Origin of the sequence: Sphaerochaeta globosa str. Buddy, assembly GCF_000190435.1 — a bacterium.
Taxonomy (GTDB): Bacteria; Spirochaetota; Spirochaetia; order Sphaerochaetales; family Sphaerochaetaceae; genus Sphaerochaeta; species Sphaerochaeta globosa.
This window is the reverse complement of sequence record NC_015152.1, coordinates 106132-122897: the sequence shown is the minus strand read 5'-3', so window position 1 is coordinate 122897 and position 16766 is coordinate 106132. Positions and strand designations below refer to the sequence as shown.

Annotated in this window: 15 protein-coding genes; 9 read left to right on the top strand and 6 right to left on the bottom strand. The window is 50.8% G+C overall.

Annotation, left to right across the window (positions count from 1 at the left end; translation table 11 throughout):
* Positions 1-241: 241 nt before the first annotated feature.
* Positions 242-586, top strand: a complete 345-nt coding sequence (locus tag SPIBUDDY_RS00520) for a PadR family transcriptional regulator (protein ID WP_013605802.1) — start codon at positions 242-244, stop codon at positions 584-586.
* Positions 579-1559 carry an HAAS signaling domain-containing protein gene (locus SPIBUDDY_RS00515; protein WP_013605801.1) on the top strand — a complete coding sequence of 327 codons (981 nt, stop codon included), beginning with the start codon at positions 579-581 and terminating at the stop codon, positions 1557-1559. The genes SPIBUDDY_RS00520 and SPIBUDDY_RS00515 overlap by 8 nt, the downstream gene beginning before the upstream one ends.
* On the opposite strand, the gene SPIBUDDY_RS00510 is transcribed toward SPIBUDDY_RS00515, so the two are convergent.
* Positions 1513-3702 carry a DUF4954 family protein gene (locus SPIBUDDY_RS00510; protein ID WP_013605800.1) on the bottom strand — a complete coding sequence of 730 codons (2190 nt, stop codon included), beginning with the start codon at positions 3700-3702 and terminating at the stop codon, positions 1513-1515. The genes SPIBUDDY_RS00515 and SPIBUDDY_RS00510 overlap by 47 nt on opposite strands.
* Before the next feature lie 292 nt (positions 3703-3994).
* Here SPIBUDDY_RS00510 and SPIBUDDY_RS00505 point away from each other — a divergent pair, with 292 nt between their 5' ends.
* From SPIBUDDY_RS00505 to SPIBUDDY_RS00475, 7 genes are all read left to right on the top strand, one after another.
* The gene (locus SPIBUDDY_RS00505) at positions 3995-5068 is read left to right on the top strand and encodes an alpha/beta hydrolase (protein WP_013605799.1); all 1074 of its coding nucleotides are present in this window, start codon (positions 3995-3997) and stop codon (positions 5066-5068) included.
* A gap of 89 nt (positions 5069-5157) precedes the next feature.
* Positions 5158-6156 (top strand): LacI family DNA-binding transcriptional regulator, encoded by a 999-nt coding sequence (locus tag SPIBUDDY_RS00500; RefSeq protein WP_013605798.1) that lies wholly within the window; start codon positions 5158-5160, stop codon positions 6154-6156.
* Positions 6157-6198: 42 nt separating this feature from the next.
* Entirely contained in the window at positions 6199-7461 is a 1263-nt protein-coding gene (locus tag SPIBUDDY_RS00495; protein ID WP_013605797.1) for an ABC transporter substrate-binding protein, read from the top strand.
* 57 nt (positions 7462-7518) lie between these two features.
* On the top strand, positions 7519-8391 hold the full coding sequence (locus SPIBUDDY_RS00490) for a carbohydrate ABC transporter permease (RefSeq protein WP_013605796.1): 873 nt from the start codon (positions 7519-7521) through the stop codon (positions 8389-8391).
* A complete protein-coding gene (locus SPIBUDDY_RS00485) occupies positions 8388-9203 on the top strand; it encodes a carbohydrate ABC transporter permease (protein WP_013605795.1) in 816 nt (271 codons plus the stop codon). Before SPIBUDDY_RS00490 ends, SPIBUDDY_RS00485 begins: the two co-directional genes overlap by 4 nt.
* Before the next feature lie 5 nt (positions 9204-9208).
* Complete coding sequence (locus SPIBUDDY_RS00480; RefSeq protein WP_013605794.1) at positions 9209-11257, top strand: hypothetical protein; 2049 nt, start codon at positions 9209-9211, stop codon at positions 11255-11257.
* Positions 11258-11260: 3 nt separating this feature from the next.
* On the top strand, positions 11261-12001 hold the full coding sequence (locus tag SPIBUDDY_RS00475) for an endonuclease/exonuclease/phosphatase family protein (protein WP_013605793.1): 741 nt from the start codon (positions 11261-11263) through the stop codon (positions 11999-12001).
* On the opposite strand, the gene SPIBUDDY_RS00470 is transcribed toward SPIBUDDY_RS00475, so the two are convergent.
* The 5 genes from SPIBUDDY_RS00470 to SPIBUDDY_RS00450 are packed head-to-tail and all read right to left on the bottom strand — an operon-like array spanning position 11998 to position 16753.
* Complete coding sequence (locus tag SPIBUDDY_RS00470; RefSeq protein WP_013605792.1) at positions 11998-12708, bottom strand: SGNH/GDSL hydrolase family protein; 711 nt, start codon at positions 12706-12708, stop codon at positions 11998-12000. The two genes, SPIBUDDY_RS00475 and SPIBUDDY_RS00470, sit on opposite strands and share 4 nt — an antisense overlap.
* 26 nt (positions 12709-12734) lie before the next feature.
* Positions 12735-13412, bottom strand: a complete 678-nt coding sequence (locus tag SPIBUDDY_RS00465; protein ID WP_013605791.1) for a GntR family transcriptional regulator — start codon at positions 13410-13412, stop codon at positions 12735-12737.
* A 55-nt stretch (positions 13413-13467) separates the two neighbouring features.
* Positions 13468-14463, bottom strand: a complete 996-nt coding sequence (locus SPIBUDDY_RS00460) for a TRAP transporter substrate-binding protein (RefSeq protein WP_013605790.1) — start codon at positions 14461-14463, stop codon at positions 13468-13470.
* A 53-nt stretch (positions 14464-14516) separates the two neighbouring features.
* Positions 14517-15671, bottom strand: a complete 1155-nt coding sequence (locus SPIBUDDY_RS00455; protein WP_013605789.1) for a Gfo/Idh/MocA family protein — start codon at positions 15669-15671, stop codon at positions 14517-14519.
* Entirely contained in the window at positions 15668-16753 is a 1086-nt protein-coding gene (locus SPIBUDDY_RS00450) for a Gfo/Idh/MocA family protein (protein ID WP_013605788.1), read from the bottom strand. Before SPIBUDDY_RS00450 ends, SPIBUDDY_RS00455 begins: the two co-directional genes overlap by 4 nt.
* Positions 16754-16766 lie beyond the last annotated feature (13 nt).

Below are 16766 nucleotides of genomic sequence, written 5' to 3'. Positions count from 1 at the left end.
CTTTGTAATATAAATTTTTATATAGTGTTTTATAGAGCTCTAACTGCGAAACACATACGCATAATAAAACCCTCCGCCCTGGAGGGTTCTTTGGCTACTCAGGGTTATTTCCTTCGGTTATTCCCCTTCTTCACCACCACAGCCTCATGGTACCACTGAAGAAGAAAACCGTCAATTTTTTCTTTTTGTCTCATATGGTTTGTTCTTGACAATACTGTATGTCATACATTATTGTAGAGCCATGAAAGAAGAGCCTATCCTAACGAACCTTATCACTGAACTGAAACGAGGCACCTTGACCTTGTGCGTACTCAGCCAGCTTGAAGAAAAGCAATATGGGTACTCTCTGCTGCAGGTGCTATGCGACAAACACATCGCCATCGAAGCCAATACGCTGTACCCGTTGCTGCGACGGCTGGAGACCCAGGGTCTGTTGGAAAGCAGTTGGGATACCACCGAAGCACGGCCTAGAAAGTTCTACTCCCTAAGCAGCAAAGGGAGAACCATACTTGGTGAACTTGCCTCTGCCTGGAGAGAACAAAACACACACATCAATGCACTTCTCGGGGAGGAATCATATGCATGATCTCATTACACGATATGTAGAGGAAACAGTACGGAATCTGCCGCCAAAAGACAGAACTGAAGTTGCTTTGGAGCTTGAGGCGAACATCCAGGATATGCTTGGTGGGGATACATCGACAGAAAAAGTCGAGGAAACCCTGCTCGCCCTTGGATCGCCGGCAACACTTGCCCGCCAATACCGGAGCAAGGAACGCTACCTCATCGGCCCCGAAACGTTTGACTTATACCTCATGGTACTCAAGATTGTAAGCTTGGTGGTAGGTCTGGTTACTATGATGATCACCTTCGTCTCAATGTTCTTTGCTTCTGAACCGACGAGCATAGGCCTTATGATTTCCAAGGTACTGGCTTCGGTTTTCTCCGCCCTCACGAGTTCGTTCCTCTGGGTTACCATCACCTTTGCCATTATGTCCTACTACCAAGTCAATACAGCATTGGAGGAGTGGGATATCAAGGCCCTGAGGTCGCTTGAAGCCGTCCCGACACGTCTCATCAAGAAGGGCGACAGCATCGGGGACATGGTCGGACTCTCCATATTCTTCGTGCTGTTGCTAGTGATGTATAACCGTCCAGAGCTCATTGCAATCTATCGCAAGGAAGCAGCTCCCATTCCCCTGTTTATTGCTGATGCTCTCAAGCCGTATATCATTGGATGGATGGTCACAACAATTCTGACATTCAGCGTTGCCGTCATGAAGTACGCCAAGAGAATCTGGAAAACCTCACTATTTGCTCTCAGTGCTCTGGCTGACCTGTTGGGATTGTGTTACTTCATCTTCCTCAGCACCCGCTGGAAGATTTACAACCCTGCATTTCTGAACGTATTTCCCGCTAGCATGGACCGATGGCAAATCATCATCAAGGCAGCCTGTGTAGTACTGTTGATTCTTACGATGATCAGCCTCGGTGATGATGCATATACCGTCTTTAGGCGAACGAGACCGAACGTATCTGAGAAAGCACCTGCTCGGTAATCTGGCGTGACTCCTGGATGAATGGATTGTCATCCAGGCTGCCCAGTACGGCATCGCGTTCTGCAAGGTTGCGGTAGGTACTCTCACGGAAACGGTTGTTGAAATCCTTCTCCTTGGTCTTGAATACCTGGCTTTCAATGTTCAACCGTATTTTGGCAACGTTCTGTACCAAGTCCTGCCACTGAGCGTCATTGATCTGCTTGGTGTCGAGGGCTTGGTAGAGGGTAGCCAAAGCATGGATGGCCCGGTCTTGCTCATAACTGGCAAACCAGACGTCATAGATTTGGTGTACTTCATTCCAGCTGAGAATGGCATTGTTCTTCAAATCGCTCTTCAGCTTCTCCACTCTGAACTCAGGAACAAGCTGTCCCCCCACGTTCAGCCAATCTTCACGTTTGATGGTCTCTTTCTCCTGGAAGCAAGCAATGCTCTGTTTGGTGGCAAGACAATAGGAGGAGAGCGTCTTCACTCCGTAGTAAAGCAACATTTCCTGGTATGCCTGATACGCTTCCACAACTTTCAGAATTTCCACCGGCTCATTGCCGTTCTCAAGACCCCAGGCATATACATGCAGGGAACTTACTTCGGATGGCTTGGAAAGCAAAAGTTCCCTCCCCATTTGCGTCAAATCTTTCTGCTCCTTCGTGGAGGCATGAGCTCGGTTGTAGTTCTGGGCAACCCAAAGACAGATCAGATCGCACGCCTTGAATATCTCGTTGACCGTATCGGGAGCCAAATACTCAGTCTCGATGTGCTGACGAATGACCTTACGCTTGTCCCGCTTGCGGTACTTGTAGCTGTTGCGCTCCAAAGCATAGAGGTTGTACATCCACCAATACGCAGGCATTACAACGCGTCGGCTCTCCTTGGTATCGGCACTGAGCAGGCTGAATGGCAGGGGTATGTTCAGTTCATGCGGATAATTGCCCTTGGTGATCAGAACATAGCTGGCAAATTTGCAGTCGTACTTGAGTGTACTGGAAAGTGCCGGCCAGAAACCGCGGCCCGCAACCATCTCCCCATCGTTTCCCCTACTATTGTGATTCGACCCAATATTGGCTCCGGCAGCCATGTTCGACTGGCCCATGATCAAGCTGGCAATAAGAAATGAGTTGTTGTGGTGCTGTTCATGACCTGAGAACACAAGGTTGCTTAGCAGCTCGCAACAACTAACGGTGGAGTTGTCCCCAAGGAAGGAGTGGATCAAACGCGCTCCATACTTGAGATTGCAGTTGTCCCCCATGATGAATCGGATGGCCTTGCAACCGTAGAAAATGCGCGACCCGGAACCGATGATACCGTTGACCAGTTCCACGCCCTCCCCGATCTGTATCGATTCTGCAAGGGTGGACCGCAGCATCAGGTTCTTCAGCTTGTTCGCTCCCTTTATATAGGAACCAGGGCCCATCCAGACATCCTTGATGGTATCGCAAGACTTGACGACCGACTGTTGTCCAACAAAGCCGTAGTAACCACGCCGCTTGTCCATCGTCTTCTCGGTAAGCTCTTCAAAGGTGCGCATCAGCGCTTGGTCATCACGATAGGTACCCCAGAGAAACGCATCAGAGGGAAGAATGCCATCGAAGGGACGAATGGTTCTTCCTCCCGCCTCATTCATAATATCGATGGTGATGCGTACATCCTCATCCTCACCTTCCTTAAGGATGCCGCTGCCGAACTTGGCGTGGTTGGTGGTCTGCATCTCACCGATGCGATAGAGAATGACATGGTGATCGATAATGTAATGACTGAGGTAGGCACAGTCCAGAATGGCGCAGTGGTCACCGATGTCACAGCTGACAATCCGGCTGTTGGCAATACCGACAGGAACACTGAAATCGTGGAAACTGACTATGCTTTTATCCATTTTACCAATGCGGATCAAGCCATAGAATTCACTGTTGCGAATCAGGGAAGTGTCGAAAGGATCGGTAACCAGCACATCCTCCCAACAAGGCGAAGAGTTAAGGTTGTCTTCCAAATCTTTGATTTCGCTCTCTCGTAAATGTCGGTATGAAGAGCTGCTTCTCTCATTCTGCTGGTCTCTGAGATAATACTCATCCTTTCCTTCAGGGAGAAAGGGAGCTGTAATGAAATCGTAGCCAAACCGTGCCTGGTCGAGGGTGATTACTTTGTCATTCATTGCATAAGTATAGCAACACCTTTTCGACTGCACAATAAATATGGCCTAGGCTGTGCTGCAATTATGTACGTTCCTTATCCTAATCTATGCAAGTAATATTCATTTCCGATTCGATTGCAGCCATGCCGACAATGCGTGTAATTGCAACCGCTTTCTTCTTGAATTTCAAGAAAATATTCACATTGAGTCTGTATCCTCCCGTATAAAGAATACATATTGTATGCAAAAATCATTACAGGTTCTTGGCAGGCGGCTTGCGCGCTGAAGCTGGATATACTACGATGAGTCCACTATGGCTGACTATGACTTATCTCCAAGGATGAAACGGCTGGTCGCCCTGATAAACAAGATCGCTATTACGGATCCTGAAGGGCTGACTCCCAAACGCATCGAAGAGCTGAACGATATATCGATTCCCAATAATATCCTGATCCGCAAACTTCTAGGCAAGAGTGCGAGGAACATTGCGACCAAAACCTTCATCATACCTGTCACCGAGGGAATGGTTACCGGATATTTCTTTGAACGACAAGGCTCGCGGGGTATAAGCGACCTGACCCCCTTGATCATCTTCTACCACGGAGGCGGCTGGGTTTGGGGCAACATGGACCTCTACAACTTCCTCTGTGCCCACCTGGCCGATATCACCGGAGCAGCAGTGCTTTCGGTCGACTACCGTCTGGCTCCAAAATACAAATTCCCCACTGCCGTTGAGGATTGCTATGACACCCTGCTGTGGGCTGCCTCAGGTTGCAGATACTGGAAAACCGACCCTGACCGCATTTACTTGGTGGGTGATAGTGCCGGGGGAAACCTTGCCGCCGTGGTGAGTCGACTTGCCCGTGACCGCAAAGGCCCTGCCATAGCAGGCCAAGTCCTGCTTTACCCTGTCACCGACGGGCGTATGCGGACAACCAGCTATGAGAAGTACAAGGATTCACCGACGTTGACTGACAAGCAGATGGCCTTCTTCATCAACAACTACCAACGAGAGCCGAAGGACATTCTCAGTCCCAGCTTCTCTCCGCTTCTCGGCAAGGATCACAGCAGGCTTCCCCAGACACTGATCATCGGAGCCGAATTCGATCCTCTGCACGACGACGGGATGCTCTATGCCGACGCCCTCGCCTCAGCCGACACCCCGGTCAAATACCTTGAGGTGAAGAAGACCGTCCATGGTTTCATCAACTACCCAAAGGCTACCGGCACCGAGGAGACTGAATGTGCAATCATCCAGTTCATAGGCGGCAGACCAGTCGAGCAAGTATCCCTGATCAGTCGCAAAGAGCTTGCAAAAGCTCAGAAAAAAGAACTGAAGATGATCAGGAAGCAGAGCAAGCTTTATGTGGATGCACAGATAGGTTAGATTAACGTTAATCCTCTTTTTTGGGATTATCTTGGGGTTATTCGCGTACTTTTTCTTGATAACCCCCTGTTGCGTGTTAACCTTAACCCATGAGCATCCTCCTAAAAGACATTGCACAGGCGACAGGCTTTTCCATCAATACCGTCTCAAGGGCCATGCGCGCAGACCCCAAAATCTCTGTGCAGACAAAAGAACTCATCCAAAAGAAAGCCCAGGAATTGGGCTATATACCCAACTCGGTAGCCGCAAGCATGCGCTCAAACCATTCCAAAATGGTAGGTATCATCAGTGCAGACTCTGCCAACCCATTTTTTAGTGAAGTGGTACGCGGCATCGAGGAAGCGGCAACCAAGGCTGACTATCACATCCTGTTGGCAAGTACCGAAGAATCGGTGAAAAAAGAAGCCGACCTGATCAAAATGTTCCTCTGCCGCAAGGTTGACGGCATTATTTCCATGCCCGTCTTTGATAATAGCAATTCGCATCTGGATCTTTATCGCAACCTCAAGATTCCTTTTGTATTCCCCGGCCGTCGTTTGGAAGGTTTGGTGAACCACAGCATCCTGCACAGCGACCGCGACGGACAGAGAAAGGTGATCGAGCACCTGATCGCCAACGGCCATCGCAGAATTCTCTACATTGCCGGCCCGAAGAAGGTGAGCAACACCATCGACCGCCTTGCCGGAGTAGCCGAAGCATATGCAAACAATGCCTTGGAAGTAGACCCCGACTACATCGTCGAAGCCTCCGGCCATATCGAGGACGGGTACTACCTGACCAATCAGGCGCTCAATCGCGGGCTGGGGTTCACTGCAGTGGCTTGCTTCAACGACATGTTGGCCATGGGAGTACTCAAAAGTCTGTATGAGAACAACCTCAAGGTCCCCAACGACATCGAGGTGTTCGGCTATGACAACCTGTACATGAGCCAATTCATGCAACCCAGCCTCAGTACCGTGGATGTACCAAAGTACCGTCTTGGCTATGTTGCCATGGAGACCCTGCTTGCTCACATCCAGGATTCCAACCTGGAGTATATAACCAAGGATTTTCCCACGAGATTGGTCTTTCGGGAGACAACTCGGTAGGAAATATTCGCACTGTATTGTGTTCCAATTAAGGAGGTTCACATGAAAAAGAGACTTGTTTTGGTAGCGCTCGTAGTTTTGTTGGCTTCGAGTGTGCTGTTCGCCCAGGCTGCAGCAGAGCAGAAGAAGGAAGGACCGATCGAGATAACCTTCTGGTCGCTGTTCACCGGCGGTGATGGTGAATTCTTTGACGCCATGGTCGATGAATTCAATGCATCACAGAGTGAGATTGTCATGAAGAATGACATGGTGAAGTTCGACAATTACTACACCAAGCTCACCACTGCCCTTGCAGCAAAAACAGCCCCCGATGTGGTAGTCGTCCATCAGGGAAACTTGCTCAACTATGTTCCCAGCGGATCATTGCTGGCTCTCGACTCGTATGCAAGTGATGCGATGCTCGCCGACTTCCAGAAGGCTCCTCTGGATGCCTGCCGTTTCGATGGCAAGCTCTTCAGCCTTCCGTTCGACGTCCATCCGATCGTCATGTACTACAACAAGGACCTGATGGCGAAGGCCGGTATCAGCAAGGTTCCCCAGACTGCCCAGGAGTTCATCGATGCGTCGATGAAGATCAAGCAGGTTACGGGAAAATGGGGTATGGCAATTGATAATACCACCGGTGTATACAAGGCCTATACCCTTGCCCGCCTGTTCATGTCCATGGTCGCCCAGCAGGGTGGAAGCCTCTTGACCGCCGATGCCAAGGCACCGAACTTCAACAATGCCTATGGTGAGGTAGCTCTGAAGTGGTTGCAGGATCTGGTACACCAGTACAAGGTCAACCCCGGTGAGCTCGACTACGATGCAGCCATGAACACCTTCAAGCTTGGGGATGCAGCTTTCTACTTCAACGGCGTCTGGGCAACCGGTACCCTTGAGCAGACTGCAGGCCTGAACTTCGGCGCTGCTCCGCTTCCGGCCATCATGGGCGGCGAAGCTGCATGGGCTGGTTCACACACCTTGGCAATCCCGGTACAGAAAAACCAGGATCCCAAGCGCGTTGAAGCTGCCATGAAATTCATCGATTGGATGACCTCCCATGGTGAGATGTGGGCAAAAGCAGGCCACATCCCCACCCGCAAGAGCGTTGCCGCCAAGAGCGAAATGAAGGCTCTGCCGTACCGTGCAGACTATGCTGCCGCTGCAGCCTTCGCCCTTCCGACCCCGCGCACTGCTGCTTGGGAGGAAATCTATGGGACACTGAGCGACAAGCTCGAGTTTGCGGTAACCAAGAACCAGAATCCGAAGGCAGCACTTGCCGATATGGAACAAACGGTTAAGAATATTATCGCATCGTACTAAGCATCTTTTCTCCCTTCCCCCTTTTGGGGGGAGGGATTTCCTGTGGAGGGCTTTGCCATGATACCCGGAAATAAAGACACCCGTGATGGAATAGCGTTCAGCCTTCCCTTTCTTGCTGTCTATATCGCTTTCATGATCTACCCCTTGCTTTCAGGGTTGTATATCAGCTTTTTCAAGTGGGATATTCTCTCCACCGCCTCATTCATCGGTCTGGACAACTATAAAGTGCTCTTCAGTGATGAAAAGTTCTATTCATCGCTATGGCACACCCTGCAGTTCGTACTGATGACTACTCCTTCCCTGCTTTTGGTTGGGTTTCTGATGGCTTTGGCCATCACCGGAAAGTCACCATTGAAGGGCTTGATGGAAAATGTATTCTTCTTCCCCTACATCTTTTCCATGACGGTGGTTAGCACCCTGTGGGCTTGGATCATGCAAAAGGACTGGGGTGTACTGAACCAAATTCTCAGGCTGCTGGAAAAAAGCCCCATCAGCTGGCTGACCAATGAGAACTACGCCATGTGGTCGGTAGGCCTGACCACCCTGTGGTGGACTGCAGGCTTCAACATGGTCCTCTTTGGGGCCGGCATCAAGCAAATTCCCAAGGAAATCTATGAATCAGCCTCAATCGATGGCGTAACCTACTGGCAGGGAGTGAGGCATATCACCATCCCCTTGGTTTCATCCACCACGGTTCTCTGCCTGATTCTGCAAATCATTGCCTCGTTCAATGTCTTTGGACAAGTCTATGTCATGACCGGAGGTGGTCCGCATGGAACAACACGGGTATTGGTCCAATATATCTACGAAACCGGATTCAAGTATTACAAAATGGGCTATAGTGCTGCGATGAGTTACATCCTCTTTTTGATTATCATGCTGGTAAGCGTGCTGCAGTACACACTGCTTGGCAGGAAGGAGAGGGCATGAAAACCAAAAAAATCCTCATCAGGAGCATGGAACTCCTGTTCATCGCCCTCTGGGTCTTTCCCCTTGCTTGGATGCTCATCACCAGCCTCAAGCTTGAAGAGGAGGTCATTACCAAGACCTTCACATTCTGGCCGCAGAATCCCAGCTTTGCCAACTACATCAAGGCTTTCACTTCTACCTATATCGTCAACTGGATGGGCAACTCCTTCGTCGTCTCCCTCTTTGCCATGATCCTCACCCTGGCCGTCGACGCCCCGATCGCCTACGCCTTTGCAAAAATCCCGTTCAAGGGACGCAATGTCCTGTTTTGGATTGTCATGGGTGGTATGATGGTTCCCTTCCAGGTCCTCATCGTCCCGTTGTATTTGCAGTTCAACTCCTACGGATTGGTCAACACACTCGCTGCAGCATACCTTCCAAGGATTGCACTACCGATAGGAATATTCATCCTCAAGCAGTTTTATGAGGGCATCCCCTCCGACTTGGAGGAGGCAGCGTTCATCGATGGGGCAAATCGGGCACGGATTTTCTATAAAATCATTCTGCCGCTCGGCCAATCTGCAATGGCAACGGTAATCATCCTTTCCTTCATCAACGCATGGAATGACTTCCTGTGGCCTCTGATCGTCATCAACGACACCATCAAGTACACCATCACCGTTGGCATCGCAAACTTCCAAGGAACCCACGGTACCCAGTACTCTCTGATTATGGCAGGAGCCGCTGTTGCCTCCATACCCCAAATTGTGTTCTATGTCTTCTTCAGGAAGAAAATCATCGCGGGTATCGCAACCAGCGGAATGAAAGGATAAACCGTATGCACATACTCCAAATCTCATCAGAGAAGGTGGAACTATTCACTTCTGAATCGTTTTGCATGCTTAGCTATACCCTGACGTACGAGGGAAAGCGCCAAATTCCCTCCTCCCTCACTCTTCATGAAACCAGCATTACAGCTGAATTCGGGGCATTGGGCACCATCGAGGACCATATAGAGCAGCAAGGGGATTTGCTTATTCTTGCAAGAACCTGGAACTTGCTCAAGAAGGGCTCGTACAGGCTGCAAGCCTCCTTCTCCTATCAGGACGAGGAGCTGGACAACACGTTGTTCATCCCCGCCCTGTGGTATCAGGACAACAGCAAAGGCAAGGGGTGCTTTCCCTCCCTGGAAAAGTCGGAAAGCTGGTCCTTTCTCGAAACGAGAATGAGCATCCCCTGTTGTGCACAGCTATCCAACGGCAAACGCCTCTTCAGCTGTGCAACCGAACCCTCTTGTGATGAAAAGTTTGTTGCTTCGGTGACCACCGAGCGGCATGGACTGATACTCTCCATTCCTGGTAGTGAATGGCCGTTCAGCTACCAAGGCAAGCAATCCTTGGTCGATACTTCCCACGCGCCCCTTCCTTTTCTTGCCGTTCCAGAAGAAGGCTTGACCTATACAAGAACGTTCTACCTCGCCAACCAACACAATAAAAGCAGTGCTGAAGGCTATTGTTCTTTCGTCGAAGAGCTGAACCGCCATAGTACACCCGATACGAGCCGCGGCCTTTGCTGGGAGCTGTGGTTTGAGTACAAGCTCACCCGGCTGATCAATCTTGTACAGAAACATGATCAGGGACTTGCCTACCTTGCTATGGGAGAAGGGAATGCCGAGGTGCAGGATGTCTATGCATTCACCAGTGCCTCTTTTCTGGTTAAAAGCCTGCAGGGGGCCAATGAACTTGCCAGCTTGACATACTACAAGCCCAAGACTCAGGCCCTCACCAGGGCAAGAGCTGATCTTGCTGCCAAGTTCTCAATCCCCAACGACCAATTCCTTCTTGCCGAAACAGCAAAACGAATCGGCGACTTTTTCTTGCAGGCCGAACGCAGCGATGGGGTTTTTCAAGACAACTATGATCTGGTACGCAATATCTGGGGAGGGTATTTGGGCATCGGCGAGCACCCTGAGTTCAAGTCGATGGTCAACAGCCGCTGCAACGGGGAGGCCATGAAGCAGTATGTACTGCTCTCCCTCACCCTTCGCAATCTTGGTTTCGAGGAAGGGGCCTTCATCTCCTTGACGCGCAGGGTCGCCCGTTTCTACTGCGAGGCGCAGCTCTCATCCGGCTCGTTCGGACGCTGGTGGACAGAAAAGGGAAAGCCCGGGGATATCCAGGGAACCAACGGTGCGTACATCGGCTCGTTTTTCTGCACCCTCATTCCCCTTCTCAATGACGACGACCCCTTGAAAGCAGACTTGCTCAGTGCAGTGCATCAGGCATACTCCTACTATAGTGAGTTGGCTTACGAAGGGGCGTTCTATGGTGATACACTGGATGCCGACTCCTGTGACAAGGAAGCAGGGATGGCCCTGCTCTCATTCTTCCTCGACCTCTACAGCCTCGAACACGACAAACGACTTTTAGAGAGTGCAAGACTGGCCGCCCAGTTCATTGTTCAATGGATTTGGCAGTGCAACTCCTTCCTTCCCAAAGACAGCATGCTCGGCCAAAGACACTTTCACACACGCGGAATGACCTCCGTCTCGGTAGCCCACCACCACCTTGACTTCTATGGCATGGCCATCGCCTATGAGTTTTTGCGCTTCGCTTCTTGGACAGGCGATATGTTTTACCAGGACCAGGCCAAGCTTATGATCGAGGCCTGCAGGCAACTGGTAGCAACCGAAACAGACCAACTTGGACGCGACGATACCTTCATTGGATGGCAGCCGGAGCAACTGAACCATACTGCATGGGAGTACTTCAACCGTTCTCACGCCATGCAGGGCTACTACGACATCGACATTGCCTGGGTCACCGTCCTGACTCTCGGCTCTTTTCAAATGATTAAGCAAGAATTCCCCTTCATGCTTGAGGAGTAACAGATGCAACGAATCAGTCTCATTACCTTGAATTTGTGGAATACTGAGTATTGGGAACAACGAAGAACGTGTGTTGTTTCCTTTGTACAGACCTTTCATGCAGATATCTACTGCTTTCAGGAGGTCCGTGAACAGACCTTATGCGTTCTGGACTCTGCTCTCAGCGAATACCAGCGCATCGAGGGACCCGAAGAGGGCTGGAGGTGCGAGAATTCCATCTATGTAAAGAAAAGCCTCTTCACCGTCCTTGACTATGGGAGGGTGGATTTACAGATGCCGGAAATCCATCGGGGCGTCTTCTGGGCACGCCTCAGAACAACCGATAACCGTCCCCTGTTCGTCGCCACCATGCACCTTACCCACCAGCTCAATGCCGATGAACTCAGAACAGGCATAGGCTACCGCCATGGAGAAGCTCATAGGGCAGCCAAGGCTTTGAATAGTCTGATCGGTGATGACGATGCCATCATTTGCGGTGACTTCAATGATCCGGTACATCCTGCCAGAATCTTTTCTCAAGAAGCCGGCTTTACCGAAGTGTTCACCGCTTTGGGGTTGTGTGCCCCGGTCACCTTCCCGTGTCCCTACTTGAGCAATGAAGGCTTTCTGGTTGAGGCAATCGATAAAATCATGCTGCGCGGCAACATCAAACCGGTTCTTGCCACCAGTCCCCAATACACCATTGTGGGGGGAGTGCTCTCCGACCACTGGCCGGTAGCAGCCGTACTGGATATCGGCCTTTAGCGCTTGAGAAAGCCAAAAAGTCTTGCATGAGAAGCCTCCTTCACACTTTCAGAAGGAGGTTTTGGTTTCTCTGAATCACCGAACACCGAGAGGATCAGAGGATACAATGCTTGGGCAAGAGAGGCATGGCCATCCTTATCCATATGCAGTTGGTCGATCGGACTGCTCGCTGCCACTTCGGCTGCATCGAAGAAAAGTACATGCTGCTCTTCTGCCATTGCCTTGATGGGGGCGCTAAGACGTTTGCTCAATACTGCTGAGCGTGCGTCGTAGGAAGCGAAAATTGAAGTCTCAATATCATCTCCGATATGAATCGGGGAAATGACCAGGACTTGGGGAACGGGATACCCGTTTCCATAGGGATGATTTTTTACCGTGGTGATCAACTTCTCCAGCCCCTTGGCGATTACCCGTTCATTGGCGGAGAAGAGGAATTTGCAGTCGTTGGTGCCCAGGCTGAGAATGACCAAGTCAAGCGGACGATGACTCTGCAAGGAGACTGGAAGGTACTCCAAACCATTGCGCTTGGGTTCCAGGGGGTCGTCAAACACCGTGGTTCTTCCCCCAAGACCTTCCTCGATGATGCGGTACGAGGGACCAAGCATCGTAGAAAGAAGGCCAGTCCAGCGGACATCGGCTTCCCACCTTCCCCCGCTGGGGTTGGTACCGAAAGTGTTGGAATCACCATAACAAAGAATTGTGTGCATGCAAGCAGTGTACCAAGAGATGGCTCTTAGCAAAAGTAGGTTGGATACGTTTCTCGAATTGCCTGTTCGTCGATCTTATACCGGGAAAGATGTTTCTCCATCAGTTGCTCTGCCACACTCGTATTCCGGTCGGCCAATGCTTGGACAATCGCCTGGTGGTCGCTCACAATCTTGATGTCCTTTACTGCACTCAGGCTCATGCTGCGCACCCGGTCGAAATGGACGGTAAGGCCTTCCATCATCCACCCGTAGCACTGTACCTTGTCAGCCAGTAAAAACAGCAAGGCATGAAACTGATTGTCCAGTTCGAGTAATTTCTCGGGCTTCGAATGTTCCACATAAAAACTCTGCAGCCTTAGGTTCTCCTGTAGAGAGGACAAGTCGAGCTTCTTTTCACTGCTACAAATAAGTTTGACCACTTCACGCTCAAGAACCAAACGCAAAAAACGGGACTCTTCTACCATGCCGTAGTCGATACAGTTGATGCGGCTACCCTTCTGCGGCAGGATCTCAACGATACCCACGCGGCTCAGTTCGATCAGGGCTTCCCGCACAGGGGTGCGCGAAATACCCAGCTGGGCGGCGATCTCATTCTCGCTGACCATGCTCCCGGGAGCGAGGTCCAGAGAAATGATATTCTCCTTCAATACCCGCAAGGCATATTCAGAGGCTGTTTCCTTCGGTCGTTTCACTTCAACAATCATGACATCTACCTAGCATGAGGGTGCCCTTTCGGACACCCTCGAAACTTCACATAGGTTATTGGATAGCAAGCATCTTATCGATGAAATTGTTCCAGCCTTCACCCTTTGCACGATACTCTGCGAGCATCGGACTGCAGGCTGCGACCCACTTGGCGCGGTCGGTCGGCTGATGGATGGCAACACCCTCGGCTCTCATTTTCTCCAAGGAAGCCTTCTGGTCCTGGTCGTCGATGATTGCCTGGTAGGCTGCGGCCTCATCTGCTGCCTGGCGAACAATGGTCTGCAGATCGGAGGGCAGTGAATTGAACCACTTCTCGTTGAAGAAGTAATACGTGCAAGCGATGATGTGGTCGGTGATGGTCAGGTTCTTTGCAACATCCTGGAACTTCATCGAGTTGATCATGCTCGGGGATGCTTCCATACCGTCAACGACACCAGTCTGCAAAGCGGTGTAAATCTCGTTCCAGTCCATGGTGGTACCGGCAGCACCAAGGTGCTTGAACATGCTGATGTACACTGCATTGGGACCGCGCATCTTCATGTTTGCAAGATCCTCAAGCTTGGTGACAGGCTTCTTGGTCAGCATATGCCTGGAACCCTGGCTCTGGCCTGCGAGGGCGATGAAACCATACGGCTGTACCAGATTGCTCACTTCACCTTCCAGACCCTTGAGAACTCTGCGGTAGTGATCGTTATCCTTGAAGATGTACGGGAACTCGAACATCATCAGCTGGGGAACCCAAGTGCCGGGACCGGTACCGGGAGCCGCAACGACCATCTCCAACGATCCAGTGCGTGCCATTTCAACCTGCTCGGCTTGGTTGCCAAGTTCAGAACCATAGTTGGCGGTTGCTACAATGCGTCCACCACTCTTTTCGTTGACCAATTCAACAAACTTCGTCAAACCACGACCAATCGTACCGGTACCTGCAAGGTTGGTGGAAGCTCGGAGTTTGTACGTCTCTGCTGCACCCTCCTTGGTTCCCTGTGCGAACAATGCTGTGCTAGCTAGGAGCACCAGTGCGAGCACCAAAATCAAGCTTTTCTTCATATCGAATCCTCCTACGTATTTTCTACCCGAAAACTTCGGGTTACGTGACATTTTTATGCGTTGAAATCCCGACCCAAGGTAATCTTGGAAGTCGAAAAGTTATCAACGCTCTTGCCCTTGGTATGGAACCTGGGCATTTTCTGGACCAACCCTTCCTTGGTATAGAAGGGGTCTGTGCTCTCTAGGGGAAGGTCTACCGGCCGTTGGAGCACGGCAGACTTGTAAATGGCATGGATCAACTCAATGGTCTGCCTTCCCACATTCCCGTCAAGGGCAAGTGCTTCTTTCTGCTCAATGGCCCGAAGGAAGTTCAGAAGCTGGGCCGGATGTCCTTCCAATTCCAGGGCAGGGAGCTCTTCATACCGCTTCTGGATCTGCTTCTCAAGCTCCTTGTTTTGCTCCGGAAAGCCATTGGGCAGACTGTTGTAGGAAGAAACACTGAAAGGAATGCTTATACTCGCCTTTTCTCCATTGATGACAATAGCCTGCTTCTCCCCATGTGAGACCAATGAGGAGGTGAAGTTGATCACCTTGTCCTCATACGTAAACACAGCAAAACCGATGTCCTCACACTCACTGTTGGTATGATTGATGTTGCTGATGAACGCCTGCACCTTCTTGGGCATGCCGAAGAGCATCTGCATCAAGTCCAGGTAGTGGACTGAATGACTGGTAAAAACCCCGCCCGCTTCCTGCTCCCACGTTCCGCGCCACCACAGGTCGTAATAGACGGAACCCCGCCACCACAGTGAATCGAAAGAGGCATGCACCACCTTGCCCAAAAGGCCTTCATCCATGATGCGCTTGGTGTTGTTCAGCTGGGTTTTCCACCGATTCTGACTCACTACGCACAGGAGCTTGTTATGCTTTTTTGCAGCAGCAATCATCTGGTCACACTCTTGGAGGCTGCTTGCCATCGGCTTTTCGACAATGACATGCTTGCCGCTCGAAAGTGCTTGGATTGCAACCGTGGCGTGCATATTCGGAGGCAGACAGATGCTGATCGCATCCAGATTTCCCTCATCGAGCATAGTCTGGATATCGGCATACGCCTGGGCATTGACCTTCTTGTCCGTGATTAAGGAATGGGCTTTATCCACAAAGGTATCACAGACGGCAACCACTTCACATAACGATGCAAACTGTAAAAAACTGTCAATATGTACCGCGGCGATAGCTCCCGCTCCTACTATTCCAATACGAATCATTGTCTCTCCTCTGAAATTCTTGTAGCCATTTTCTGGGCTGTAAGAGCCAGTTCCATGACATGCAGCGTATACTCTTGGGAAATAGCCAGTTCAGTATGATCGAGGCAGTCACGGATAAAACGCCCGAAGAAGGGAAACCCTACGGTGTTGTTGGCATCGAAACTGAATTCTCCCTTGCCATTTGCCATATATACGGTGTTGGGCGTATCAGACCGAGCAAGGTCCACATATTTTCTTAATTCTATATGCCCCTCGGTTCCCAGAATAATCGTTCTTCCATCGCCCCAGGCCCTCAGGCCGTCGGGGGTGAACCAGTCCACTCGGAAATACCCGGAGCTTCCATTGTCACAGAGCAAAGATGCATCGCCGAAATCTTCAAACTCGGGATAGTCGGGATTATTGTAGTTGGCAACCTTACTGGCAAGAACTTGGGCATGCTGTGCATTACCGTAGTGAAGAATTTGGTCGATCTGATGGCTTCCAATATCGGTAAGGATACCGCCGAACTTCTCTTTCTGGAAAAACCAGGTAGGACGGGTCGGCTTGCTCAGTCGATGAGGGCCCAAAACGATGGTTTGCACCACTTTTCCAATCGAACCATCTGCTAGTAGGGTATCGGCGAAGCTTGCAGCTTCTACATGCAAACGCTCACTGAAATAGATGCCAAAGCGCTTTCCACTGAGCTGCACTGCAGAACGAACAGCCTCCAGCTGGCTGAGACTCGTCATAGCCGGCTTATCGGAAAATGCATGCTTTCCCGCCATCAAAGCCTTGATGATGATGCTGCTTCGGTCGGAAGGTATGGCTGCTGTTGCCACCAAGTCTATTGAGGGATTATCGTAGATGGCTGCATCGGAACGTACCACCTTCGCCGTTGGGAAAGCTTTGACGAAGGCGGCGATTCTATTCTGGTCAGGGTCCCATACATGGGTGACCGTCGCCCCTGCCTCCACCAGGGCATTGCACATGCCATAGATATGGCCATGGTCAAGCCCGATGACTCCGATGGTGAACTCTCCAGGATTACATACCAAGCAGGATTTTCCTACCGGAGCATACATCTGTCCATCCTTACGTTGCATATAAGCCTCCTTC